25 protein-coding genes and 1 pseudogene are annotated in these 25,893 nt (G+C 40.6%); 22 read left to right on the top strand and 4 right to left on the bottom strand.

Annotation, left to right across the window (positions count from 1 at the left end):
* The first annotated feature begins 112 nt into the window (after positions 1-112).
* On the top strand, positions 113-946 hold the full coding sequence (locus tag I1J71_RS04020) for a metallophosphoesterase family protein (RefSeq protein ID WP_195183806.1): 834 nt from the start codon (positions 113-115) through the stop codon (positions 944-946).
* Between the two features lie 63 nt (positions 947-1,009).
* Here the strand turns inward: I1J71_RS04020 and I1J71_RS04015 are convergent.
* Positions 1,010-1,234 (bottom strand): annotated as a pseudogene (locus I1J71_RS04015) (amino acid ABC transporter substrate-binding protein); the annotation flags it as partial.
* 137 nt (positions 1,235-1,371) lie between these two features.
* On the opposite strand from I1J71_RS04015, the gene I1J71_RS04010 reads away from it, so the two are divergent.
* From I1J71_RS04010 to brnQ, 6 genes are all read left to right on the top strand, one after another.
* Positions 1,372-1,872, top strand: coding sequence for a hypothetical protein (locus I1J71_RS04010; RefSeq protein ID WP_195183805.1), 501 nt, complete (start codon positions 1,372-1,374; stop codon positions 1,870-1,872).
* 194 nt (positions 1,873-2,066) lie between these two features.
* Positions 2,067-2,672 carry a nitroreductase family protein gene (locus I1J71_RS04005; RefSeq protein ID WP_195183804.1) on the top strand — a complete coding sequence of 202 codons (606 nt, stop codon included), beginning with the start codon at positions 2,067-2,069 and terminating at the stop codon, positions 2,670-2,672.
* A 9-nt stretch (positions 2,673-2,681) separates the two neighbouring features.
* Positions 2,682-4,082, top strand: coding sequence for a dipeptidase PepV (pepV, locus tag I1J71_RS04000; RefSeq protein ID WP_195183803.1), 1,401 nt, complete (start codon positions 2,682-2,684; stop codon positions 4,080-4,082).
* A gap of 53 nt (positions 4,083-4,135) precedes the next feature.
* Positions 4,136-4,726 carry a uracil-DNA glycosylase family protein gene (locus I1J71_RS03995; RefSeq protein ID WP_195183802.1) on the top strand — a complete coding sequence of 197 codons (591 nt, stop codon included), beginning with the start codon at positions 4,136-4,138 and terminating at the stop codon, positions 4,724-4,726.
* Complete coding sequence (locus I1J71_RS03990) at positions 4,723-5,004, top strand: rhodanese-like domain-containing protein (protein ID WP_195183801.1); 282 nt, start codon at positions 4,723-4,725, stop codon at positions 5,002-5,004. Before I1J71_RS03995 ends, I1J71_RS03990 begins: the two co-directional genes overlap by 4 nt.
* A 164-nt stretch (positions 5,005-5,168) precedes the next feature.
* Entirely contained in the window at positions 5,169-6,494 is a 1,326-nt protein-coding gene (brnQ, locus tag I1J71_RS03985; RefSeq protein ID WP_195183800.1) for a branched-chain amino acid transport system II carrier protein, read from the top strand.
* Between the two features lie 38 nt (positions 6,495-6,532).
* On the opposite strand, the gene I1J71_RS03980 is transcribed toward brnQ, so the two are convergent.
* Positions 6,533-7,060 (bottom strand): DUF1307 domain-containing protein, encoded by a 528-nt coding sequence (locus tag I1J71_RS03980; RefSeq protein ID WP_195183799.1) that lies wholly within the window; start codon positions 7,058-7,060, stop codon positions 6,533-6,535.
* Positions 7,061-7,192: 132 nt separating this feature from the next.
* On the opposite strand from I1J71_RS03980, the gene I1J71_RS03975 reads away from it, so the two are divergent.
* From I1J71_RS03975 to I1J71_RS03920, 12 genes are all read left to right on the top strand, one after another.
* Positions 7,193-8,230 carry a M42 family metallopeptidase gene (locus I1J71_RS03975; RefSeq protein WP_195183798.1) on the top strand — a complete coding sequence of 346 codons (1,038 nt, stop codon included), beginning with the start codon at positions 7,193-7,195 and terminating at the stop codon, positions 8,228-8,230.
* Position 8,231: 1 nt separating this feature from the next.
* Complete coding sequence (locus I1J71_RS03970) at positions 8,232-8,693, top strand: HIT family protein (protein WP_195183797.1); 462 nt, start codon at positions 8,232-8,234, stop codon at positions 8,691-8,693.
* Between the two features lie 11 nt (positions 8,694-8,704).
* A complete protein-coding gene (gene ldcB / locus I1J71_RS03965) occupies positions 8,705-9,421 on the top strand; it encodes an LD-carboxypeptidase LdcB/DacB (protein WP_195183796.1) in 717 nt (238 codons plus the stop codon).
* A 276-nt stretch (positions 9,422-9,697) separates the two neighbouring features.
* Positions 9,698-10,744 (top strand): phenylalanine--tRNA ligase subunit alpha, encoded by a 1,047-nt coding sequence (pheS, locus tag I1J71_RS03960; protein ID WP_195183795.1) that lies wholly within the window; start codon positions 9,698-9,700, stop codon positions 10,742-10,744.
* Positions 10,744-11,253, top strand: a complete 510-nt coding sequence (locus I1J71_RS03955) for a GNAT family N-acetyltransferase (RefSeq protein ID WP_195183794.1) — start codon at positions 10,744-10,746, stop codon at positions 11,251-11,253. The genes pheS and I1J71_RS03955 overlap by 1 nt, the downstream gene beginning before the upstream one ends.
* A gap of 76 nt (positions 11,254-11,329) precedes the next feature.
* Complete coding sequence (gene pheT / locus I1J71_RS03950; RefSeq protein WP_195183793.1) at positions 11,330-13,735, top strand: phenylalanine--tRNA ligase subunit beta; 2,406 nt, start codon at positions 11,330-11,332, stop codon at positions 13,733-13,735.
* A 197-nt stretch (positions 13,736-13,932) separates the two neighbouring features.
* The gene (locus I1J71_RS03945; protein WP_195183792.1) at positions 13,933-14,826 is read left to right on the top strand and encodes an ABC transporter ATP-binding protein; all 894 of its coding nucleotides are present in this window, start codon (positions 13,933-13,935) and stop codon (positions 14,824-14,826) included.
* Entirely contained in the window at positions 14,823-16,022 is a 1,200-nt protein-coding gene (locus tag I1J71_RS03940) for an ABC transporter permease (protein ID WP_195183791.1), read from the top strand. The genes I1J71_RS03945 and I1J71_RS03940 overlap by 4 nt, the downstream gene beginning before the upstream one ends.
* Positions 16,023-16,199: 177 nt before the next feature.
* Positions 16,200-16,775 carry a DNA-directed RNA polymerase subunit delta gene (gene rpoE / locus I1J71_RS03935; RefSeq protein ID WP_195183790.1) on the top strand — a complete coding sequence of 192 codons (576 nt, stop codon included), beginning with the start codon at positions 16,200-16,202 and terminating at the stop codon, positions 16,773-16,775.
* Positions 16,776-17,045: 270 nt separating this feature from the next.
* The gene (locus I1J71_RS03930; RefSeq protein WP_195183789.1) at positions 17,046-18,653 is read left to right on the top strand and encodes a CTP synthase; all 1,608 of its coding nucleotides are present in this window, start codon (positions 17,046-17,048) and stop codon (positions 18,651-18,653) included.
* Positions 18,654-18,749: 96 nt separating this feature from the next.
* Complete coding sequence (locus I1J71_RS03925; protein ID WP_195183788.1) at positions 18,750-19,703, top strand: class I SAM-dependent methyltransferase; 954 nt, start codon at positions 18,750-18,752, stop codon at positions 19,701-19,703.
* A 50-nt stretch (positions 19,704-19,753) separates the two neighbouring features.
* Positions 19,754-20,944 (top strand): acetate kinase, encoded by a 1,191-nt coding sequence (locus I1J71_RS03920; protein ID WP_195183787.1) that lies wholly within the window; start codon positions 19,754-19,756, stop codon positions 20,942-20,944.
* A 59-nt stretch (positions 20,945-21,003) separates the two neighbouring features.
* Here I1J71_RS03920 and birA read toward each other — a convergent pair whose 3' ends face one another.
* The gene (birA, locus tag I1J71_RS03915; protein WP_195183786.1) at positions 21,004-21,939 is read right to left on the bottom strand and encodes a bifunctional biotin--[acetyl-CoA-carboxylase] ligase/biotin operon repressor BirA; all 936 of its coding nucleotides are present in this window, start codon (positions 21,937-21,939) and stop codon (positions 21,004-21,006) included.
* Between the two features lie 211 nt (positions 21,940-22,150).
* Here birA and I1J71_RS03910 point away from each other — a divergent pair, with 211 nt between their 5' ends.
* The gene (locus I1J71_RS03910) at positions 22,151-23,341 is read left to right on the top strand and encodes an O-antigen ligase family protein (protein ID WP_195183785.1); all 1,191 of its coding nucleotides are present in this window, start codon (positions 22,151-22,153) and stop codon (positions 23,339-23,341) included.
* Positions 23,342-23,383: 42 nt separating this feature from the next.
* On the opposite strand, the gene I1J71_RS03905 is transcribed toward I1J71_RS03910, so the two are convergent.
* Positions 23,384-23,932, bottom strand: a complete 549-nt coding sequence (locus I1J71_RS03905; protein WP_195183784.1) for an NADPH-dependent FMN reductase — start codon at positions 23,930-23,932, stop codon at positions 23,384-23,386.
* Positions 23,933-24,200: 268 nt separating this feature from the next.
* On the opposite strand from I1J71_RS03905, the gene I1J71_RS03900 reads away from it, so the two are divergent.
* Positions 24,201-24,689 carry a DUF5590 domain-containing protein gene (locus tag I1J71_RS03900; RefSeq protein ID WP_070677107.1) on the top strand — a complete coding sequence of 163 codons (489 nt, stop codon included), beginning with the start codon at positions 24,201-24,203 and terminating at the stop codon, positions 24,687-24,689.
* Positions 24,686-25,864 (top strand): pyridoxal phosphate-dependent aminotransferase, encoded by a 1,179-nt coding sequence (locus I1J71_RS03895; protein WP_004252146.1) that lies wholly within the window; start codon positions 24,686-24,688, stop codon positions 25,862-25,864. Before I1J71_RS03900 ends, I1J71_RS03895 begins: the two co-directional genes overlap by 4 nt.
* The last annotated feature ends 29 nt before the right edge of the window (positions 25,865-25,893 follow it).

The raw sequence follows: 25,893 nt of genomic DNA, 5'->3' as shown, positions 1-25,893 counted from the left end.
ATATTTCCATTATAAAATCTTCTAGCGATTTTATGCTATAATGAAGAAAAGTACAGAATTATAAGAGTGAATTGGATAGACTGAAAGCTATACACTAAAGAAAGAGCAGAAAATGAACCATAAGATTGCAATTTTATCAGATATTCATGGCAACACGACAGCCTTAGCTGGAGTGCTTGAGGACGCTAAAAATTTGGGAGCAACTGAATATTGGCTTCTGGGAGATATTTTTCTTCCTGGACCAGGAGCAAATGACTTAGTGGCTCTTTTGAAAGACCTTCCCATTACAGCATCTGTTCGAGGCAACTGGGATGATTGTGTGTTAGAGGCTTTAGATGGGCAATATGGTTTAGAGGATCCCCAAGAAATCCAGCTTATGCGATTGACCCAGTATCTGATGGAGCGTCTAAACCCAGAGCATATTGATTGGTTGAGAAATCTACCTATGGTAGCCAAGAAAGAAGTAGAAGGCTTGCGCTTCTCACTTTCACATAATTTACCTGAGAAAAATTATGGTGGTGATTTGCTGGTTGAAAATGATACCGAAAAATTTGACCAGTTACTTGATGAAACTACTGATGTAGCCGTCTATGGTCATGTTCACAAGCAGTTGCTTCGTTATGGTAGCCAAGGTCAACAAATCATCAATCCAGGTTCGATTGGTATGCCTTATTTTGACTGGGTAGGGCTGAAAAATCACCGTGCCCAGTATGCCTTACTTGAGGTTGAAAATGGTGAATTAGTCAATATCCAATTCCGTAAGGTTGTTTATGACTATGAAACGGAGCTAGAATTAGCTCAGACTAAAGACCTTCCTTTCATCGAAATGTATGAAGAGTTACGACGCGAGGACAACTATCAAGGCCATAATAGAGATTTGTTAGCTAGTTTAATTGAAAAGCATGGCTATGTGGAGGATGTGAAGAATTATTTTGATTTTTTGTAAGAGTTGCTTTAATTAACAGATACTAAAAAAACGATTGGACTAGCCAATCGTTTTTAGTATTTCTTATTTCAATTCTGATGCATCTGGTAGGTAAGAAGCACCGAGATAGGTTTTACTGAGTTTTTCAAGGGTTCCATCTTGGTAGAGTTCTTTGAGAACCTTGTCGAATTGTTCTTTAAATTCTTTTTGATCGCTTGAGAAGATAATGTAGTTATTTGGATTATCATTGCTTTCTAAGTCGACTACGTTCAAGTCTAAACCTCGGTCTTGGATAATTTTTTGAACATTTTCGATAGACTTAATATAGATTTTAAAAATAGTGAACTCAATGAGCTTTTTAGCTTCAATAATTCGGTAAATGTTTGACAATAAAATTATTTTATTTTAAAATATAGGTATCATAAAACTATTTAAAGGAGATAGTCATGAAAAAACTTCTTACTGCTGGCCTTGTGCTCTTATCAGTTGCAACTTTAGCAGCTTGTGGAAATAAATCTTCTGATTCTGCAAGTAAAGTTTCAAGCACGACTGAACAAACATCAGCTTCATCAAAAACAGATAACTCAAAGACAAACACATCTGAAGTTACTCTTCTAACAGATGAAGAAATTGACAACGCTAAAACAATTGGAGATATGAAAACTCTTTTTGGTAAGTTGATTGACAACTATAAGAAATATGTTGAAGAAATCGGTGACAAAGTTCCTGAGGCTCAAAAAGATGCTTATAAACAACAAGTGGAACCCGCTCTTAACTCACTAGAAACTTCAAGAAAGGCATTTAATGATGGCTTGTCAAGCGCTGGTTCTGATGATACAGAAATGCCAGAAGAAGCACGTACTGTTTTCCTTCAACAATTGAAGACTGCACGTGATGCTATGAAACAAGCGATTGAATCTGCAAGTAAAATTGTATCAGCGCAATAATATGAGTAAAGTAGGCGACTAATCGTCTACTTTTTCTTGTGCAGAAAGTTTTTATTATGGCTTACAACTAAATCGAAAAGCTTGTAATTCCTGGTTAAGAGATGGGATAAAGGTCTCTACTTATGAAAAATCTATGCAAGCTCTTTCAAAATGTGGTAAAATGGAAGCAGTAGAATTAGAAAAGGAACTTGCTTATGAAATTTCTTGAATTAAACAAAAAACGTCATGCGACTAAGCATTTTATTGATAAACCAGTTGATCCCAAGGATGTTCGAACAGCTATTGAGATCGCAACCTTGGCACCGAGTGCTCACAACAGTCAGCCTTGGAAGTTTGTTGTGGTTCGCGAGAGAAATGCTGAACTAGCAAAATTGGCTTACGGTTCAAACTTTGAGCAAGTAGCATCTGCCCCTGTAACCATAGCCTTATTTACAGATACTGACCTAGCTAAACGAGCTCGTAAGATTGCCCGTGTTGGTGGAGCAAAGAACTTCTCAGAAGAACAACTTCAGTACTTTATGAAAAATCTTCCAGCAGAGTTTGCGCGTTACAATGAACAACAAATCAGTGACTACCTAGCCCTTAATGCAGGGTTGGTTGCGATGAACTTAGTCCTTGCATTGACTGACCAGGGAATCGGATCAAACATTATCCTTGGTTTTGACAAATCAAAAGCCAATGAAGTCTTGGAAGTTGAAGAACGCTTCCGTCCAGAGCTTTTGATCACAGTAGGATACACAGACGAGAAGTTGGAACCAAGCTACCGCTTGCCAGTAGATGAAATTATCGAAAAAAGATAGGAAGTAAAAATGACAGTTATTGATTTTACAGCAGAAGTAGAAAAACGTAAAGAAGCCCTCTTGGCTGACTTGTTTAGCCTTTTGGAAATCAACTCAGAACGTGATGACAGTAAGGCAGATGCGCAACATCCTTTTGGACCTGGTCCGGTAAAAGCTTTGGAGAAATTCCTTGAAATCGCAGACCGTGATGGTTACCCAACAAAAAATGTCGATAACTATGCAGGACATTTTGAGTTTGGTGAAGGGGAAGAAGTTCTCGGAATCTTTGCCCACATGGACGTGGTGCCAGCAGGTAGCGGATGGAACACTGATCCTTATACTCCAACCATCAAGGATGGTCGTCTCTATGCGCGTGGTGCTTCAGATGACAAGGGTCCTACAACGGCTTGTTACTATGGTTTGAAAATCATCAAAGAATTGGGACTTCCAACTTCTAAGAAAGTTCGCTTTATCGTCGGAACTGATGAAGAGTCAGGTTGGGCAGATATGGACTACTATTTTGAACATGTAGGACTAGCAAAGCCAGACTTTGGATTCTCTCCAGATGCTGAATTCCCTATTATTAATGGTGAAAAAGGAAATATCACAGAATACCTCCACTTTGCTGGTGAAAACAAGGGTGCAGCTCGTCTTCACAGTTTCACAGGCGGTTTGCGTGAAAATATGGTGCCAGAATCAGCAACAGCAGTTGTTTCAGGGGACTTGGCTGATTTGCAAGCTAAGCTAGACGACTTTGTTGCAGAGCACAAGCTTAGAGGAGACATTCAAGAAGAGAATGGTAAGTACAAAGTTACGATTATCGGTAAATCTGCCCACGGTGCTATGCCTGCTTCAGGTGTCAACGGTGCGACTTACCTTGCTCTCTTCCTCAGCCAATTTGACTTTGAAGGACCTGCAAAAGACTTCCTTGACATTGCTGGTAAGATTCTCTTAAATGACCATGAAGGCAAAAACTTGAAAGTGGCTCATGTGGATGAAAAGATGGGTGCCCTTTCTATGAATGCTGGTGTCTTCCGCTTTGATGAAACAAGTGCTGACAATACCATTGCCCTTAACTTCCGTTATCCAAAAGGAACAAGTCCAGAGCAAATCAAGTCAGTTCTTGAAACCTTGCCAGTTATATCTGTTAGCTTATCAGAACATGGTCACACACCTCACTATGTTCCAATGGAAGATCCACTTGTACAAACCTTGTTGAGCGTGTATGAAAAACAAACAGGTCTTCAAGGGCATGAACAAGTCATCGGTGGAGGAACTTTCGGACGTCTCTTAGAACGTGGTGTAGCCTATGGTGCTATGTTCCCAGACTCTATTGATACCATGCACCAAGCCAACGAATTTATCGCCTTGGATGATCTCTTCCGTGCAGCAGCCATCTACGCTGAAGCTATCTATGAATTGATCAAATAATGCTATAGAAGTCTGAGATTTTATGCTTAGACTTCTTTTTGGAGGAAGAGTAGATGTCTCAAATCGAAAGAATCAAGCAAGCCATCATGGCTGATCCACAAAATCAACACTATACTGAGCAAGGAATTGAACCTCTCTTTGCAGCTCCAAAAACTGCTCGTATCAATATCATTGGGCAGGCACCTGGTCTCAAAACCCAAGAAGCAGGACTTTACTGGAAGGATAAAAGTGGCGACCGCTTGCGAGACTGGTTGGGTGTGGATGAGGATACTTTTTATAATTCAGGTTACTTTGCTGTCATGCCCATGGATTTCTATTTTCCAGGACATGGGAAATCTGGTGACTTACCGCCCAGACCTGGTTTTGCAGAAAAATGGCATCCAGAACTCTTGAAGGAATTGCCAGATATTCAATTAACACTCTTGATTGGTCAGTATGCCCAAGCCTACTATCTGCATGAAAAGGTCAGTGGAAAGGTAACGGACCGCGTGCATCGCTTCAAGGATTACTTGCCAGATTATTTCCCTCTGGTACACCCATCACCTCGGAACCAAATCTGGATGAAAAAGAATCCTTGGTTTGAAGCAGAGGTTTTGCCTGACTTGAAAGAAAGAATTCAAAAAATTCTCGGAGAAGAAAAATGAAAGAAATTACTTTTAATGATTTTTACCAACTATACCAGAAAGAGTCGCTTTCTGTATTAGATGTGAGAGAAGTAGAGGAATTTGAGGCTCTTCATTTAGAAGGTGCTCGTAATTTTCCTCTCAGCCAATTAGCTGATACTTATAAACAACTAGATAAGGATAATCTTTACTACGTGATTTGTAAATCAGGAATGCGTTCAGCACGCGCTTGTCAATTTCTAGCAGAACAAGGATATGAAGTTATCAATGTCCAAGGTGGCATGGATGCCTTAGAATAAGAAAATCTCCCTTTAAGACCGAAAATAAGAAAGGTTTTAAAGGGAGTTTATTTGCTCTAAAAATCAGAAAATTGAAAACATTTTAAAATTATTCCGAGATAGCCTTTTCAAGCCTTTAATCATGTTATACTAAGAAAGTATTTTATTTTTTATAAGGAGAGTTTATGGCTAAAAAAGGTGCTTTAACAGGATTACTCCTGTTTGGAATATTTTTTGGTGCGGGTAATTTGATTTTTCCCCCTACCCTAGGTGCTCAATCTGGGGAACACTTTCTCCCTGCCATTGCAGGATTTGTACTTTCAGGTGTCGGACTTGCCGTCTTGACCTTGATCATCGGGACCTTAAATCCTAAGGGATATATCTATGAGATTTCTACAAAGATTTCCCCTTGGTTTGCAACGATTTATCTAGCAGTTTTGTACTTGTCGATTGGTCCATTCTTTGCTATTCCACGTACTGCAACAACTTCTTATGCAGTAGGGATTAGTCCACTCTTGGCAGATGCTGACAAAGGTCTAGGCTTGATTGTCTTTACCCTTATCTACTTTGTTGCAGCATTCTTAATCGCGCTTAATCCTTCAAAGATTTTGGATCGTATCGGCCGTGTTTTGACTCCAGTTTTTGCCCTCTTGATTATCATCTTGGTAATCCTTGGAGCCCTCAAATATGGTGGAAATGCTCCACAAGCAGCTACAGCAGCTTATCAAGCTTCAGCATTTGGAGCAGGATTCCTTGAAGGATATAATACTCTAGATGCTCTCGCATCTGTTGCCTTTAGTGTAATCGCGGTTGAAACCTTGAAACAACTTGGATTTTCGAGTAAAAAAGAGTACATCTCAACCATTTGGGTGGTCGGAATTGTCGTATCGCTTGGCTTTAGTGCTCTATACATTGGCCTAGGTTTCCTTGGAAATCACTTCCCGATGACAGAAGAAGCGATGAAGGGTGGAACTCCAGGGGTTTATATCTTGTCACAAGCGACCCAAGAAATCTTTGGTTCAACAGCTCAATTATTCCTAGCAGCCATGGTAACAGTAACTTGCTTCACAACGACTGTAGGTTTGATTGTTTCAACTGCTGAATTCTTTAACGGACGTTTCCCACAACTCAGCTATAAGGTTTATGCGACTGTCTTTACCTTGATTGGTTTTGCAATTGCCAACCTCGGTCTTGATGCAATCATCAAATATTCTATCCCTGTCCTAGTTATCTTGTATCCAATTACCATTGTGATTGTTATGATTGTGATTGTGAACAAATTTGTACCACTTTCAAAACCAGGCATGCAATTGACGATGGGTCTTGTTACAGCTATTGCCGTAGCTAGTGTCTTGGGAAGTTCATTTGAAGTGACCTTCCTTGCCAACATTGTGAATGCTCTACCATTTGCTAAGGCTTCCTTGCCATGGTTGGTGCCAGCTATTGTTGGAATCTTACTATCTCTTGTTCTTCCAAATAAGCAAAAGAGTGAAGCTTTTGAAATGGAATAAAAAAATCTTGGCTTATGCCAAGTTTTTTTCTATTACTCTTAGTTCGTTTTTTCCTTATAACCAAGGTCTGTTAACATTTTCTTAGAGGCTTTAAAGCTAACGTTTTTCCCAACACCTGAGTATTCTTCTGGTAAAGCTTTTCTAAGTTCGTCAATGCTTGCAACTGAAAGGTCAATCTCAAGATCTTGTACGACTTTACCATCTTTAATCTCGACAGATAAAGTTACCCCCTTGAGGCCCTTATATCCTTTGTAGGTTTCTTCGACAAAATTTTTTAAATCATCTGCAGTATTGTTTAGGACTTCGGGGTCAGCGACATTTTGAGCAGTTTGTTTCACAACGTTATCACCGTCAACTGTATAGGTCAATGTTGACTGGACACCAGGCTGAGAATCGTTTACAAAAGTTACAGTTTTTAGCTCTGATTTCTTTTCAGTTGTTTCAGCCTCAGTGGTTTTTAACTCAGTTGATGAAGAGTTAGAAGTTGTTGATGACTGTTTTGAACATCCCAACAAGAATGCCAGCGGTAGAGCTAAGAGAAGCGCCATTTTGAAAAATTTATTCATATTTTTTCCTTTCTTCCTAAGAACTGCTTTTATTATACCATAAAATACTTTTATATTCAAATTATCCTAGTTTTCTATTTTCACACATACTAAGATGTAAAAAATGATATAATGGTAGCAAGAGGTGAAGAAATGAATCAAACTGTAGAATATATCAAAGAACTAACTGCTATCGCATCGCCAACAGGTTTTACACGTGAAATTACGAATTATCTGGTTGAGACTCTTGAAAAACTAGGTTATCAACCAATCCGTACTGCCAAAGGTGGAGTGAATGTTACCATTAAAGGTAAAAATGACGACCAACAACGCTATGTGACTGCCCATGTGGATACTTTAGGAGCTATCGTTCGTGCTGTTAAAGCAGACGGTCGTCTCAAAATGGATCGTATCGGTGGTTATCCTTGGAACATGATTGAAGGCGAAAACTGTACAGTTCATGTGGCTAGTACAGGTAAGACTATTTCAGGTACCATTTTGATCCACCAGACTTCTTGTCATGTATATAAGGACGCTGGTACTGCTGAACGCACGCAGGACAATATGGAAGTACGTTTGGATGAAAAAGTGACCAATGAAAAAGAAACACGCGCACTTGGTATTGAGGTTGGTGACTTTATCAGCTTTGACCCACGAACTGTCGTAACTGAGACAGGCTTTATCAAATCGCGTCATTTGGATGATAAGGTCAGTGCAGCTATCCTTCTAAATCTCCTTAAAGTCTATAAGGAAGAAGGGATTGAACTTCCTGTCACTACGCATTTTGCCTTTTCAGTCTTTGAAGAAGTTGGGCATGGTGCTAACTCAAGTATCCCTAGTCAAGTTGTCGAATATCTGGCTGTGGATATGGGAGCGATGGGAGATGACCAGCAGACGGACGAGTACACAGTGTCTATCTGTGTCAAAGATGCTTCTGGTCCTTACCACTATGAATTCCGTCAACATTTAGTTGCTTTAGCTGAAGAGCAAGACATTCCGTTTAAACTAGATATCTATCCATTTTACGGTTCGGATGCTTCTGCAGCGATGTCAGCTGGAGCAGAGGTTAAGCACGCTCTTCTAGGAGCTGGTATTGAGTCTAGTCATTCTTATGAGCGTACTCATATTGATTCTGTAGTGGCTACTGAGCGTATGGTAGATGCTTATCTCAAGAGTGACTTGGTGGAATAAGATGTGCTTGATTTGTGATCGAATTGAATTGATTAAGGCAGGGGAAAATCCCTACTTTGTCAAGGAATTAGAAACTGGCTATGTTGTCATCGGAGACCACCAGTATTTTGAAGGCTACACTCTATTCTTAGCCAAGGAACATGTCACAGAATTGCATCATCTACATCCAACTGTCAAATTCCGCTTTTTAGAGGAAATGAGCCTGGTTCAGGAAGCTGTCTCTAAGGCTTTTACTGCTGAAAAGATGAATGTAGAGTTGTTGGGAAATGGAGACGCTCATGTTCACTGGCATATTTTTCCAAGACGAGCTGGTGATATGAAGGGGCACGGTCTAAATGGACGTGGTCCAGTCTGGTGGGTTCCTTGGGAAGAAATGGTTTCTGAAGAATATCAAGTCAAGGGAAGCAAATTAGAAGACTTGATTGCAAGATTATCTGAGACTTTAAACCAGATGAATAAATGAAAGGATAACAGATGAAAAAAAGATACCTTATCTTATCAGGATTATTAGCCTTTACATTGGCAGCTTGTTCACAAGAAAAGCCAGCAACTTCAGAAACTCAGACTTCAACGGAAGAAAAAACTGTCCAAGAAGGAACCGCGGGAAGTAAGTCTCAGGAAGCTAGTCAAAAGAAAGCAGAAGTGGTTAACAAAGGAGACCACTACAGCATTCAAGGTAAGTACGATGAGATTGTTGTAGCTAATAAGCATTATCCAATGTCCAAAGATTACAATCCTGGAGAAAATCCTACCGCTAAGGCAGAACTGTTGAAACTCATTGCAGCTATGCAACAAGCAGGATTCCCGATTAGCGACAACTACAGTGGTTTTAGAAGTTATGAAACTCAAACTCAGCTTTATCAAAACTATGTAGATAAAGATGGCAAGGCTGAGGCTGACCGCTATTCTGCAAGACCTGGTTACAGCGAACACCAAACTGGCCTTGCCTTTGACCTAATTGGAACAAATGGAGACTTAGTCACTGAAGAAAAGGCTGCCCAATGGCTTTTGGACCATGCGGCTGACTATGGCTTTGTCGTTCGTTACCTCAAAGGCAAGGAAAAGGAAACGGGTTATATGGCCGAGGAATGGCACCTTCGCTACGTCGGCAAAGAAGCCAAAGAAATCTCTGCAAGTGGCCTCAGTCTGGAAGAGTATTATGGCTTTGAAGGTGGAGACTATGTTGATTAGTCGCAAAACATCTTGCAAGAATGCTTGAAATTTGATAAAATATTTAGTAATTAAATAGGAATCTGCAAGACTAGTAACTCAAGGGAAGTATATCAGGGAGGAGAGCCGTGACTGCAAGCTCTCTATATGAAAGTTGAGTGAATTCACTTGCGCATGGATTTAGAAATGAAGGTCTGACTTGTCAGATGAAAACGGATGGTACCGCGTGTCAACGCTCCGAGTGGAGTTTTTGGCATGTGGTTTTCTTTTTATCTACGAGCGACTGATGGAGGAATTATGTCAACTATTGAAGAACAATTAAAAGCGCTTCGTGAAGAAACGCTAGCTAGCTTAAAGCAGATTTCTGCTGAAAATGAAAAAGAGCTGCAAGAATTGCGCGTCTCTGTCCTTGGTAAAAAAGGATCCCTTACTGAAATCCTGAAAGGGATGAAAGATGTTTCTGCAGAAATGCGTCCTGTTATCGGGAAACACGTCAATGAAGCTCGTGATGTTTTGACAGCTGCTTTTGAAGAATCAGCTAAGCTCTTGGAAGAAAAGAAAGTGGAAGCTCAACTAGCAAGTGAGAGCATTGATGTTACGCTTCCAGGTCGCCCAGTTGCGACTGGTCACCGTCACATCCTCACACAAACCAGTGAGGAAATTGAAGACATCTTCATCGGGATGGGTTACCAAGTAGTGGATGGTTTTGAAGTTGAACAAGACTACTATAACTTTGAACGTATGAACCTTCCAAAGGATCACCCAGCTCGTGATATGCAGGACACTTTCTATATCACAGAAGAAATCTTGCTTCGTACTCACACGTCTCCAGTTCAGGCGCGTGCTATGGATGCCCATGATTTCTCAAAAGGTCCTTTGAAGATGATCTCACCAGGGCGTGTATTCCGTCGTGATACGGACGATGCAACCCACAGTCACCAGTTCCACCAAATCGAAGGTTTGGTTGTTGGGAAAAACATCTCTATGGCTGACCTTCAAGGAACCCTCCAGTTGATTGTACAAAAAATGTTCGGTGAAGAGCGTCGAATCCGTTTGCGCCCATCTTACTTCCCGTTCACAGAGCCTTCTGTTGAGGTGGATGTCTCATGCTTCAAATGTGGAGGCGGCGGCTGTAACGTATGTAAGAAAACTGGTTGGATCGAGATTATGGGTGCTGGTATGGTTCACCCACGTGTCCTTGAGATGAGTGGTATCGATGCGACTGTTTACTCTGGCTTTGCCTTTGGTCTTGGTCAAGAGCGTGTCGCTATGCTTCGTTACGGAATCAACGATATCCGTGGATTCTACCAAGGGGATGTCCGCTTCTCAGAACAGTTTAAATAATGATTAGAAAAGTGGAAATAGCAGATGTTGAGGTGTTGGCAAAACTTGCCAAACAAACCTTTCGTGAAACATTTGCTCATGATAATACGGAAGAGCAGTTACAGGAATACTTTGAAGAGGCTTATAATCTGAGAGTTTTGTCAACTGAGTTGGAAGATCCTGACTCCGAAACCTATTTCATTATGCATGAAGAGGAGATAGCTGGTTTTCTCAAAGTCAACTGGGGAAATACTCAAACCGAGAGAGAATTAGAGAACGCTTTTGAAATTCAACGCCTCTACGTGCTACAAACATACCAAGGATTTGGACTTGGTAAGCAACTATTTGAATTCGCTCTGGAACATGCCGAAAAAAATGGTTTTTCCTGGGTTTGGCTAGGTGTTTGGGAGCATAATACAAAAGCTCAAGCATTTTATAATCGATATGGTTTTGAAAAATTTAGCCAACATCGTTTTATGGTTGGGCAAAAGGTGGATACGGATTGGTTACTGAAAAAGAAATTAAGGTAAGAAGATGATTCTTCTAATGAAATGATAGGAAAGGAAAAAAACTAGAGTGACAACTGTCATTCTGGAGAATTAAATTATGCTTGTATCTTATAAATGGTTAAAAGAATTGGTGGACATTGATGTGCCATCACAAGAGTTGGCTGAAAAAATGTCAACTACAGGGATCGAAGTAGAAGGTGTGGAATCACCTGCTGCTGGTCTCTCAAAAATTGTCGTCGGTGAAGTCTTGTCTTGTGAAGATGTGCCCGAAACACACTTGCATGTCTGCCAAGTCAATGTGGGTGAAGAAGAAGCCCGTCAAATCGTCTGTGGTGCACCAAATGTGCGCGCAGGCATCAAGGTTATGGTGGCTCTTCCGGGAGCTCGCATTGCGGACAACTACAAGATTAAAAAAGGAAAAATTCGGGGCTTAGAGTCACTAGGGATGATCTGTTCACTTGGTGAATTAGGGATTTCTGACTCCGTTGTGCCCAAAGAATTTGCAGATGGCATCCAAATCTTGCCAGATGATGCAGTTCCAGGTGAGGAAGTCTTTTCTTACCTAGACTTGGATGATGAAATCATCGAGCTTTCCATCACTCCAAACCGTGCAGACGCTCTTTCTATGCGTGGGGTAGCTTACGAAGTAGCAGCTATCTATGACAAGGCAGTCAATTTTAAAGAATTTACTTTAACAGAAACAGACCAAGTTGCAGCGGATGCTCTTTCTGTCAGCATTGATACAGACAAGGCTCCTTACTATGCAGCTCGTATCTTGGACAATGTGACCATCGCACCAAGTCCACAATGGTTGCAAAACCTCCTCATGAACGAAGGCATTCGTCCTATTAACAATGTCGTCGACGTGACCAACTATATCCTGCTTTACTTTGGTCAGCCTATGCATGCCTTTGACTTGGATACCTTTGAAGGAAACGACATCCGTGTGCGTGAAGCACGTGCTGGTGAGAAATTAGTGACCTTGGATGGGGAAGAGCGTGAGTTGGAAACAACTGATTTAGTAATTACTGTTGCTGACAAACCAGTAGCCCTTGCAGGTGTCATGGGTGGACAAGCTACAGAAATCTTTGAAAAGTCTACTCGTGTCGTCCTTGAAGCTGCTGTCTTCAATGGCAAATCTATCCGTAAGACAAGTGGTCGTCTCAACCTACGCTCTGAATCATCTTCACGCTTTGAAAAAGGCATCAATGTGGCAACAGTTAATGAAGCCCTTGATGCAGCAGCAAGCATGATTGCTGAATTGGCTGGTGCGACAGTGCGTAAGGGAATCGTTTCAGCAGGCCAGTTGGATACTTCAGATGTGGAAGTTTCTTCCACTCTTGCAGACGTTAACCGTGTCCTTGGTACGGAGCTTTCCTACGCGGATGTAGAGGATGTCTTCCGTCGTCTAGGATTTGGCCTTTCTGGAAATGCAGAAGCCTTCACAGTTAGCGTTCCACGTCGCCGTTGGGATATCACTATCGAAGCGGACCTCTTTGAAGAAATCGCTCGAATTTATGGTTATGATCGCCTGCCAACCAGTCTTCCAAAAGATGATGGGACAGCCGGTGAATTAACAGCTACACAAAAATTGCGCCGTCAAGTTCGTACCATTGCTGAAGGTGCTGGATTGACAGAAATCATTACTTACGCTCTGACAACTCCTGAAAAAGCGGTTGAGTTTACCATTCAACCAAGTCATTTGACAGAGCTCATGTGGCCAATGACTGTGGACCGTTCAGTCCTCCGTCAAAATATGGTTTCAGGTATTTTGGATACCGTAGCTTATAACGTAGCGCGTAAGAACAAAGACTTGGCTCTTTATGAGATTGGAAAAGTCTTTGGACAAACAGGTAATCCAAAAGAAGACTTGCCAAATGAAATCAACAGCTTTGCTTTTGCATTGACAGGTTTAGTCGCTGAAAAAGACTTCCAAACAGCAGCGGTTCCAGTTGATTTCTTCTATGCTAAGGGAATCCTAGAAGCCCTCTTTGCTCGCTTGGGTCTTGAAGCGACCTATACAGCAACGCAAGAGATTAAGAGTCTTCACCCAGGACGTACAGCTTTGATCTCACTTGGTGATCAAGTTCTTGGATTCCTCGGTCAAGTGCACCCTGTTACGGCTAAGGCTTACGATATTCCAGAGACTTATGTAGCTGAGCTTAACCTTTCAGCTATTGAGGCAGCCCTTCAACCAGCAGCAGCCTTTGTGGAAATTACGAAATTCCCAGCAGTCAGCCGTGATATCGCCCTTCTCCTCAAAGCAGAAGTGACTCATCAAGAGGTGGTCGATGCTATTCAAGCCGCTGGCGTGAAACGTTTGACAGACATCAAACTTTTCGATGTCTTCTCAGGTGAAAAACTAGGACTTGGTATGAAGTCCATGGCCTATAGCTTGACTTTCCAAAATCCAGAAGATAGCTTGACAGACGAAGAAGTCGCACGCTATATGGAAAAAATCCAAGCATCACTCGAAGAAAAAGTAAATGCAGAAGTGCGTTAACAGTCTAGAATCCATCCCTAGGGATGGATTTTTTTGTCTTTGCAAATGCCGAATATTGGAAAGAAAAATGAAGTTGAATCTTCTTCGTTTTGATATAAAAGATGCCTAGTAAATTCTACTAATAAAAATGTACATAAATCATTGTAAAGTCTATCAAAAAGGAGTATAATGAGTGCAATAAATTTCGGAGGTGGATGATGCTCGAAGTAAGAAATCTAGAGAAGAGTTTTGGGCCTAAGCAAGTTTTGTTTGGTGTTGACTTTCAAGCACGACCAGGGCGTATTTTGGGGCTGGTTGGGAAAAATGGAGCTGGGAAAACAACCATTTTTCATAGTATTTTGAAATTTTTAGATTATCAGGGAGAAATTCAGTTTGATGGCCAGGAAATTCGTCAGGAAACCTATGCTCAGATTGGCTATCTACCCGAGGAACGTAGTCTCATGCCTAAGTTGACAGTCCTAGAGCAGGTTCGTTACCTAGCCATGTTAAAAGGCATGGATGCCAAAGAAGTCAAAGAAAAACTCCCTCAATGGATGGAGAAGCTGGAAGTCAAGGGGAAATTGACAGACAAGATTAAGAGTCTCTCAAAAGGGAATCAACAGAAGATTCAGCTGATCATTACTTTAATGCATGAACCAGATCTGATCATTCTAGATGAACCTTTTAGTGGTCTGGATCCAGTCAATACTGAATTGCTCAAGCAGGTTATCCTCAAAGAAAAAGAACGTGGTGCAACCATTATCTTTTCAGACCACGTCATGACCAATGTCGAAGAGCTATGTGATGATATCCTTATGATTCGTGATGGGCGTGTCGTCTTGCATGGACCAGTCCAAGATGTTCGTAATCAATACGGCAAAACGCGACTCTTTGTTGCAAGTGAAAAGAGTCAGGAAGACTTGGAAAAACTCCCACATGTCATTCATGCTAGCTTGACCAAGCAGGGGATTTGGAAGCTCATCCTAGATGATGAAAATGCTGGACAGGAGCTTTTTGCTATCTTGACTCAAGGACACTATATCGCGACCTTTGACCAGCAAGCTCCGACAATTGATGAAATCTTTAAACTAGAATCAGGGGTGGAAGTATGAGAAATATGTTGGTTGTAATCAAAGAAACTTATCTACGTCATGTCAAATCCTGGAGTTTCTTCTTTATGGTAATCTCGCCTTTTCTCTTTATCGGCTTGTCTGGCGGGATTGGCTATCTCCAAGGTTCCTCTCTAGCTCAGAATAATAAGGTGGCAGTAGTTAGTTCGGTGCCTGCTGTAACAGAGAGTCTTAAATCGACCAATGGCATTAATTTTGACTATAAGGATGAAGCAAGCGCCCAAGAAGCTGTCAAGGATGAAAAAATAAAAGGTTATTTGACCATTGATCAAGAAGGTAGTGTCCTCAAGGCAGTCTATCACGGTGAAACTTCACTTGAAACTGGTATTAAGTTAGCTGTGACAACTAAGTTGAATGAGCTCCAATACCAACTCAATCGTTCGGAGGCACATTTATCGCAGGAACAGGAACAACAATTGGCACAAATGATTCAATTCTCAGAGCAGATTGATGAATCTAAGGAAAGTAAAAAGATGGTCCAAACCTTTGCGGCGGCAGGACTAGGCTTCTTCCTCTATATGATCTTGATTACTTATGCCAGTGTCACTGCTCAAGAGGTAGCCAGTGAAAAAGGGACAAAAATTATGGAAGTGGTCTTCTCAAGTATTCGTGCTAGTCACTACTTTTACGCACGCATGATTGCCTTGCTTCTTGTCATTTTGACTCATATTGGTATTTATGTTGTAGGCGGACTTGGAGCTATCTTATTCTTTAAGGATATGCCTATCTTGGCTAATTCAGGTATTCTGAATCACTTGGGAGAAGCCTTTTCGATCAATACCTTGTTATTTGTCTTAGTCAGTCTTTTCATGTATGTAGTCTTGGCAGCCTTCTTAGGTTCTATGGTTTCTCGCCCTGAAGATGCAGGAAAGGCCTTATCTCCGTTGATGATTTTGATAATAGCTGGTTTTGTTGGCGTTACTGCCCTAGGCGCTGCAGGAGATAATTTGATTTTGAAAATAGGTTCTTATATTCCTTTCATCTCGACCTTCTTTATGCCTTTCAGAGCTATTAATGGTTATGCAAATAGTATCGAGGCTTGGATTTCTCTTGCGATAACAGTTGTATTTGCTGTGACTGCAACAGCCTTTATCGGACGTATGTATGCCAGCCTAGTCCTTCAAACAGATGATTTAGGTATCTGGAAAACCTTTAAACGAGCTTTAAGCTATAAATAAAATAACGGACCTGTGAGATACACTCCCAGGTCTTTTTATTCGCTGAAATATTTCACATTAATTTCTTCTAAACCTTTGACTAATAAAGAAAATTATCGTACAATAAAGAGTACGTGATAAAATGAGACCAGAGTTTATATACTCTGGCATTAGTAGTAAAAAAAGAGGAGAAACGCTTTGGAATTAGAAGTATTTGCTGGGCAAGAAAAAAGTGAACTATCTATGATTGAGGTGGCTCGTGCCATCTTGGAACAACGTGGTCGCGACCACGAGATGCATTTTAGCGATTTGGTCAATGAAATCCAAAACTATCTTGGTACCTCTAATAGCGATATTCGCGAAGCACTACCTTTGTTCTATACAGAGTTGAACTTTGATGGTAGCTTTATCTCTCTTGGAGATAACAAGTGGGGCCTTCGTTCATGGTATGGAGTAGATGAAATTGACGAAGAAATCATTGCACTTGAAGAAAGTGACGACGAGGAAGTAGCACCTAAGGCTAAGAAAAAACGTGTTAATGCCTTTATGGATGGAGATACGGATGCCATTGATTACGGTGCAGATGATCCAGAAGATGAAGATGTCTACGAAGAAGATCCAGCTCTTTCTTACGATGAAGAAAATCCAGACGATGAGAAGAACGAAGTAGAAGCCTACGACGCTGAAATCAACGAAATCGCACCAGATGATCTTGGGGAAGATGTCGATCTCGTTGAAGAAGATGACGAAGACTCTGAGGACGAAGAAGAATAATACCAAACAACAAGGGAATTCCCTTGTTGTTTTTCTTTTCTGCAGTAGAACTATAAATCTAGTAAAGAATGACATTTGACAAATGTACCAAATTGAGGTAAGATATTGTTCGGGCACCTCTTTTTGAGGTCGGAGCTTCCTAGTTACTAGGGAGCTATTTTTGTTTTTCCAGGAAAATGATCATCCTGAATTGTAGTTATCGGTGAAGGTCTTGTTTTCTTGGTCCCCCTCTAGTGAACAAGATCTTGAGCATTTTAGAAAGAGGAATCTATGTCTACGAAATATATTTTTGTAACTGGTGGTGTGGTGTCGTCTATTGGGAAAGGGATCGTTGCGGCGAGCCTAGGACGGCTCTTGAAAAATCGTGGTTTGAAGGTAACCATCCAAAAATTTGACCCTTATATCAATATTGACCCAGGAACCATGAGCCCTTACCAACACGGGGAAGTCTTTGTAACAGATGATGGGGCTGAGACAGATTTGGACTTGGGTCACTATGAACGTTTTATTGATATCAATCTCAATAAATACTCAAATGTGACAACTGGTAAAATCTACAGTGAAGTTCTGCGTAAAGAACGTCGTGGGGAGTACCTGGGTGCAACTGTCCAAGTCATTCCTCATATTACTGATGCCTTGAAAGAAAAAATCAAGCGTGCTGCCCTAACAACTGACTCTGATGTTATTATTACAGAGGTTGGGGGAACAGTTGGAGATATTGAGTCCCTTCCATTCCTAGAGGCGCTTCGTCAGATGAAGTCTGATGTCGGAGCAGAAAATGTCATGTATATCCATACAACCTTGCTTCCTTACCTCAAGGCGGCTGGAGAAATGAAGACCAAGCCGACTCAACACTCTGTCAAAGAATTGCGTGGTTTGGGAATCCAGCCAAATATGTTAGTCATTCGTACAGAAAAACCGTCAGGACAAGGGATTAAAAACAAACTAGCCCAGTTCTGTGATGTGGCGCCAGAAGCTGTTATCGAGTCCTTAGACGTAGATCATCTTTACCAAATTCCGCTTAATCTGCAAGCTCAAGGCATGGACCAAATCGTCTGTGACCATTTGAAGATTGACGCACCGGAAGCAGATATGACAGAGTGGTCTGCTATGGTTGATAAGGTTATGAATCTAAAAAAACAAGTTAAAATTGCTCTTGTTGGTAAGTATGTCGAGTTGCAAGATGCCTACATTTCTGTCGTAGAGGCCTTGAAACACTCTGGTTATGCCAATGATGCAGAAGTCAAGATTGATTGGGTCAATGCTAATGACGTGACAGCTGACAATGTAGCGGAACTATTAGATGACGCTGATGGAATTATCGTTCCAGGTGGTTTTGGTCAACGTGGCACTGAGGGTAAGATTCAAGCGATTCGCTATGCTCGAGAAAATGATGTACCAATGTTGGGAGTTTGCTTGGGAATGCAATTGACTTGTATCGAGTTTGCCCGTCATGTTTTGGGACTTGAGGGGGCTAATTCAGCAGAGCTTGATCCTGATACAAAATATCCAATCATCGATATCATGCGTGATCAGATTGATGTTGAGGACATGGGGGGAACCCTTCGTTTGGGACTTTATCCTTCTAAGTTGAAACGTGGTTCTAAGGCAGCGGCAGCTTATCATAACAAAGAAGTGGTTCAACGTCGTCATCGTCACCGTTACGAGTTTAACAATGCCTTCCGTGAACAGTTTGAAGGTGCAGGATTTGTCTTCTCAGGTGTTTCACCAGACAATCGCTTGGTCGAAATTGTTGAAATCCCAGAAAACAAATTCTTTGTGGCTTGTCAGTACCATCCAGAGCTTTCAAGTCGTCCAAATCGTCCAGAAGAACTTTACACTGCTTTTGTAACAGCAGCTGTTGAAAATAGTAAATAGTAGAATAAACCTTTGAGAGTCATCTCAGAGGTTTTTATTTGTTTTCAGTATTATGAAAATCTGGAAAATCAGCTCTGAATTTGGTAAGATAAGATTATGGATTTTGAAAAAATTGAACAAGCATATACCTATTTACTAGAAAATGTCCAAATCATTCAAAACGATTTGGCGACAAGCTTTTATGATGCCTTGATTGAACAAAATGGGATCTATCTGGATGGTCAGACAAATCTGGAAGATGTCAAGAAAAACAATCAAGCTTTAAAACGTTTGGCACTTCGAAAAGAGGAGTGGTTACGGACCTATCAATTTTTGTTAATGAAGGCAGCTCAAACAGAACCTCTTCAAGCCAATCACCAGTTCACACCAGATGCGGTTGGTCACTTGATGATTTTTATCATTGAACAACTTTTCCCTGCTGAAAATGTGAGCTTATTGGAATTGGGATCTGGGATGGGAATTCTGGGTGCTAGTTTCTTAACGTCCATGAACAAAAAGATAGATTACCTGGGAATAGAACTTGATGATCTCTTGATTGACTTGGCGGCAAGCATGGCGGAAGTAATGGATCTTCAAATGGGCTTTGTCCAAGGAGATGCAGTACGTCCACAAGTATTAAAAGAAAGTGATATCATTGTGAGCGACCTGCCTGTCGGTTACTATCCAGATGATCAGACAGCCTCACGTTATCAAGTAGCGGCTAAGAATGAACATACTTATGCTCATCATTTGTTAATGGAACAATCACTCAAGTATCTCAGAACAGGAGGCTATGCGATTTTTCTAGCTCCAACAGATCTCCTGACAAGTCCTCAGAGTGAACTTTTGAAATCATGGTTGACTGACCAGGCTCAACTAGTGGCAATTATTGCCTTACCAGAGGATCTCTTCGCCCAAGGAGCTCAGTCTAAGAGCATTTTTGTCCTACAAAAGAAGACAGGAGAAGGAGTTGAACCATTTGTTTATCCACTTACCAGTCTTCGTGACCCTGAAATTTTAATGGAATTTAAGGAAAATTTTCAAAATTGGTGTCAAGGGCATGAAATCTAGTGCAAATTTTGGTATAATAGTTGAAAACGCTTAAAAAGGGGAATAAATTTATGACAAAAACCATTGCAATTAACGCTGGAAGCTCTAGCTTGAAATGGCAACTATATCAAATGCCAGAAGAAAAGGTGCTTGCAAAAGGTTTAATTGAGCGAATCGGATTGAAGGATTCTGTTTCAACAGTTAAGTTTGATGGTCGTTCTGAAGAACAAGTTCTTGATATTGAAAACCATACCTTGGCTGTTAAGATTTTACTTGATGACTTGATTCGTTTTAATATTATTAAAACTTATGATGAAATTACTGGTGTCGGACACCGTGTTGTTGCAGGTGGAGAGTACTTCAAAGAGTCTACAGTTGTTGAAGGTGATGTCTTAGAAAAAATTGAAGAACTAGGACTTCTTGCTCCATTGCACAACCCTGCCAATGCAGCTGGGATTCGTGCCTTCAAAGAATTGTTGCCAGATATTACAAGTGTAGCAGTCTTTGATACATCATTCCACACAACAATGCCAGAAAAAGCATACCGTTATCCATTACCAACTAAGTACTATACAGAAAACAAGGTTCGTAAATATGGAGCACACGGTACAAGTCACCAATATGTTGCTCAAGAAGCAGCAAAACTTTTGGGACGTCCATTAGAAGAGTTGAAGTTGATCACTTGCCATATTGGTAACGGTGCTTCTATCACAGCTGTTAAAGGTGGTCAATCAATCGATACATCAATGGGATTCACTCCACTTGGTGGTGTTATGATGGGAACTCGTACAGGGGATATTGATCCAGCCATCATTCCTTATTTAATGCAATATACAGAGGACTTTAACAAGCCTGAGGACATCAGTCGTATTCTTAATCGTGAGTCAGGATTGCTGGGTGTTTCAGGGAAGTCTAGTGATATGCGTGATGTGATTGCTGCAATGGAAGCAGGGAATCATGATGCTGCTTTGGCATTTGAAATGTACGTTGACCGTATCCAAAAATACATTGGACAATACTTGGCAGTTCTAAACGGAGCAGATGCTATTATCTTTACTGCTGGTGTTGGTGAAAATGCAACTCTTGTGCGCGAGAAAGTTATTTCAGGTATCTCTTGGTTTGGTTGTGATCTAGACCCAGAGAAAAATGTCTTTGGAGTAACTGGAGACATTTCTACAGATGCTGCGACACTTCGTGTACTTGTCATCCCAACTGATGAAGAACTTGTGATTGCGCGTGATGTTGAGCGTTTGAAAAAATAAATGATAAGAAAATCGACCTTCTCGAAAGAGAGGTCGATTTTTTATTTTTAAAAAATAATTCACCATTTAGTGAGCGAAACTTCACCACTATTGAGCCAAATTTTTTCACCAGTAGCTAATTGGATTTGTAGTTGACCCTGGTCAGAGATATCACAAGCTTTTCCTGAGATGATTTCTTGATCTTTCTTAAAGGAAATTTCTTTGCCTAAAACAATTGATTGTTTTTTATAAAGGTAAAGCAGCTCATCGGACTCAGTTTCGTAGAAACATTTCCAGATTTCTGCAATCAGCTCATTGCGAGTGATTGGGCTATTTTGAGAGAAGAGACTTCCAGCTTTCCCTTGTAGGTTTTTTGGAAAATCAGCGATAGAAAAGTTGATACCAACACCAATAATAACATCTGTGACAAGGCCTGTTTCGACAGAAGTGATGGCTTCGGTTAGAATACCGGCTATTTTTTTCTGATTTAGGTATAAATCATTTACCCATTTGATATCTAAATCAATCAGACAAAGGTTTTTAACAGCCTTATAAATTGCGGCTGCAGTCAGGAGTGTATAGGCTGGCAAATCTAGATAAGAGAGATTGGGCTTGAGGTGGAGAGACATGTAAATCCCACCTTGTTCTGGAGAATAGTAGGGGCGTTGAAATCGACCACGTCCCATAGTTTGGCCTGTTGATAGGTAGAGTGTGTCTCCTTTGGCACCAGCTTCCATGGCCTCCTTAGCATCACTCTGGGTTGATTTGGTGATAGGTTTAAATTGAACTAAGATTGGGCTGTTAGCTTCTATTTCTTGAGGTAAGATTAGGTCACCGTGAAGAAGTTTGTAGCCACGGTTTTTGATGCTGTCAATTTCTAAACCTTCCTGCTGGAGGCGCTGGATAGCCTTCCAAACAGAGGTGCGAGAGAGGTTTAATATTTCAGCGATTTTCTCTCCGCTTAAATAATCTGTTTCATGAGCTAAGATTTTGTAAACTTCTTGGTAGGATTTCATACTAGGTCCTTTCTGGAACAACTAGATTTATTGTACCATATTTTTAAAAAAGGATGCGCGCTTTGAGAGATATCTTAGCTCGCTATAAAATTTTACCTAGTTTTAGTCAGGATGACATGGACAAAGTGGTTTTCAAATCATTTGAAAAATGGTAAAATGTTTTAATAGTTTATTTATCTGAGCTTTATAGCGCAGAGAGAAAGGATCTGTTGTGAAATCAATAGGTATCATTGAAAAATTGAAAGGCTTATCCAAGAAAGAGCTAGTCTTACTAGCTGTTATTCTAAGTATTTTCTTGCCTTTTTATATTTTCGTTATTATTTTTATCGCCTACTTAATAGGTCTAATATTTACAGGAGAGATGAAGGGGATATTAAAACGATTATCCCACCATTTTATCTTACTTTTATTTATCGGCTATAGTGGTGTAATCTCGCTTTTAGCTCAAAATGTGATGGGGATGGTTTCCACTTTAGGAATGTTCCTCTTTGCAATTTTCTTTTATTATTACCAAGCCCATTTAACCCCTAAGTTTTTCAGATTAGTATTGCAATCGGTTATGTCGCTTAGTGTGCTAGCATCAGTTTTTGCAGCCTTAGAGCATTTTCAGATTGTAAAGAAATTTGATTATACTTTCTTATCACCTAAGATGCAGGTCTGGCATCAGAACCGTGCAGAAGTAGCCTTCTTTAATCCTAATTATTATGGGATTATCTGTTGCTTCTGTATTATGATTGGATTTTACCTAATTAGTACGACTAGATTGAGATGGTTGAGAATTTTCTCTCTCATTGCAATCTTTGCGAATTTGTTTGGCTTGAATTTCACCCAAAATAGAACAGCTTTTCCAGCTATTATCTTTGGTGCGATTATTTATCTTTTCACTACCATTAAGAACTGGCGTGCCTTCTGGCTCAGTATCGGAGTCTTTGGTGTTGGTTTAGCCTTTCTCTTCTCGAGTGATTTGGGAGTTCGAATGGGAACGCTCGATTCGTCTATGGAAGAACGAGTGTCGATCTGGAATGCAGGTATGACCTTATTCAAACAAAATCCCTTCTGGGGTGAGGGTCCCCTAACCTATATGCACTCTTATCCTCGTATTTTTGCTCCTTATCACGAACATGCTCATAGTATATACATTGATACGATATTGAGTTACGGTGTGGTAGGAACGGTATTGTTAGGAATAGCTTCTTCTGGTCCAATTCGAATGTTGATTGATATGAGCCAGGAGCCGAGCAAGCGTCCGATTGTTGGTCTTTATCTTTCATTCTTAACAGTAGTTGCTGTGCATGGAATTTTTGATTTGGCCCTCTTTTGGATTCAATCCTCCTTCATTTTCCTTTTGGTAATGTGTAGTTTGCCATTAAAACATAGTATGATCGGAGAGTTTGTTGAATAAACAAAAAGATAGTAGAAATGAGATTTTCTACTATCTTTTTTATTATTGAATAGCTTGAAGTAAATCTTCAGCTTGTTTTTCTAGAGAAGCAGCGACGCTATCTTCAAGGACTAATTGCCCATCTGCCCAGGCAGAATCATTAACACGGGCTGCGGTAAAATCACCAACAACCTGTGTACGGATAAATGGTAGAAGGTCTTTGTAAATCGCAAAGAGTTGATCATGTCCAGCGTTAGCTACAGATGATACAGTAACAATCTTATCTTGAAGAGCAGATGCTCCACGAGTGTCAGACAAGTCAATTGCGCGTGAAAGCCAGTCAAGTAAGTTTTTCACAGTCCCTGGAATTGAGAAATTGTAGACTGGAGAGAAGATCCAGATTGCATCTGCAGCTTGAACAGCTTCTCGAGCCGCTGAAACAGCTGGAAGTGTAGGAACTTCAAGGTCTTGGCTAAAGAGAGGAATGGCTGAGTAGTCAAGGTAACTTACCTCGGCTTTGCCAGCAAGTGCCTTTTCAGCTTCTAGTGCCATTTGGTGGTTGAATGAACCTTCACGAAGTGAACCAACGATAAATAATACTTTTTTAGACATAGGGAGTCTCCTTTAAATTTCAATCTTTTAATCAGAATCACTCTGTTGTTATAATATATGTTACAACACGATAAAATCATTTGCAAGGGATATGCTCAGAAAATAAAATCAATAGAATCTAAGTTTTTAATTAAAAATGAAGACTGTAGAAAAGTCTATAAAAACACGGCTTGAAGTTATGTAATGATATTCTAAAAACGTATTGAAAATCCAGATTCCTCCCCTAACTTCACTTGTAATTCACTAGGATAGATGGTAAAATAGACGAGTGAAAAAGAGACAGAAAAAAGAAAAAAATTCCCTATTATTTCAGTACATTATTGGTATAACTTTGTTAACTCTAGTCATCACTTCTTCCTTTCTCTACTTGGTATGGCTCAGCATGAAGCCTTATCAAACTGCTAAGGTAGAAGGTGAAAGACTCGCTAAGCAGTATGCAAATCTAGAAACGGTTAGCCAGATTGATATCTTCAATGGTTTAGAAAGCTATTATAGTGTTCTTGGCCAAGATAAGAACCAGAAATCAGTTGCTGTCTTAATAGAGAAAAGTAGCAACAATATTTACGTATATCAACTAGAAAATGGTACTTCTCAAGAAAAAGCAGAAGCAGTTGTCAGAGAAAAAGGAGCAACTGAGATCGACAAGATTACCTTCGGACGGTACGCTGAAAAGCCTGTCTGGGAAATCAAGTCTGGAGGAGACTATTATCTAGTAGATTTTGAATCTGGTGCCTTAGTCGAAAAGGAGAAACAATGAAATTATCCAAACGAGTCTTAGAGATTGAAGAAAGCGTTACTCTGGCTAGTGATGCAAGAGCAAAGAAGTTAAAGGCTGAAGGAAAAGACGTTCTTTTCTTGACTTTAGGTCAGCCCGATTTTCATACTCCTGAAAATATTCAGGATGCTGCGGTTGCAGCCATTCGAGATGGTCGCGCGTCTTTCTATACGGTGGCTTCAGGTTTGCCTGAGTTAAAAGCAGCAGTCAATACCTATTTTGAACGATATTATGGATATTCTGTGGCAGCTAATGAGGTCACTTTTGCGACTGGTGCCAAGTTCTCCCTTTATACTTTCTTTATGGCTGTGATTAATCCAGGTGATGAGGTTATCATTCCAACACCATACTGGGTCAGCTATGGGGATCAGGTTAAGATGGCAGAAGGCCTTCCAGTATTTGTCCAAGCCAAGGAAGACAATCACTTTAAAGTGACTGTGGAGCAATTAGAAGCTGCTCGCACAGATAAGACTAAAGTCTTGGTACTAAACTCACCATCTAATCCGACTGGGATGATCTATTCTCGTGAGGAATTGTTAGCCATTGGAAATTGGGCAGTTAAGCATGATATTCTTATCCTGGCCGATGATATTTATGGACGTTTGGTCTATAACGGGAATGAGTTCGTTCCAATCTCTAGTCTGTCAGAAGATATTCGCAAACAAACTATTGTCATCAATGGAGTGTCTAAGGCCTACGCTATGACAGGATGGCGTGTTGGTTATGCAGTAGGTGATCCAGAAATTATTGCTGCTATGAGCAAATTGACTGGTCAAACAACTTCAAACCTAACCGCTGTTTCACAATACGCAACAATCGAGGCCTTAACTGGTCCACAAGACTCCGTAGAAACCATGCGTCAGGCTTTCGAGGAACGTCTCAATACCATTTATCCTCTCTTGTGCCAAGTCCCTGGCTTTGAAGTAGTCAAACCGCAAGGAGCCTTCTACCTCTTCCCAAATGTTAAAAAAGCTATGGAGATGAAAGGCTATACAGATGTAACAGCATTTACAACGGCTATTCTTGAGGAAGTGGGTCTGGCCTTGATTACGGGAGCAGGATTTGGAGCACCAGAGAATGTCCGTCTCAGCTATGCGACAGACCTAGATACACTCAAAGAAGCTATTCGTCGCTTGCACCAATTTATGGAAAATTAGGAAGTAAAACCTCTGCCTCATTGGCGGAG

It is taken from the genome of Streptococcus infantis, from assembly GCF_015546995.1.
GTDB lineage: Bacteria > Bacillota > Bacilli > Lactobacillales > Streptococcaceae > Streptococcus > Streptococcus infantis_J.
This window is presented reverse-complemented; position numbering and strand designations above follow the sequence as displayed.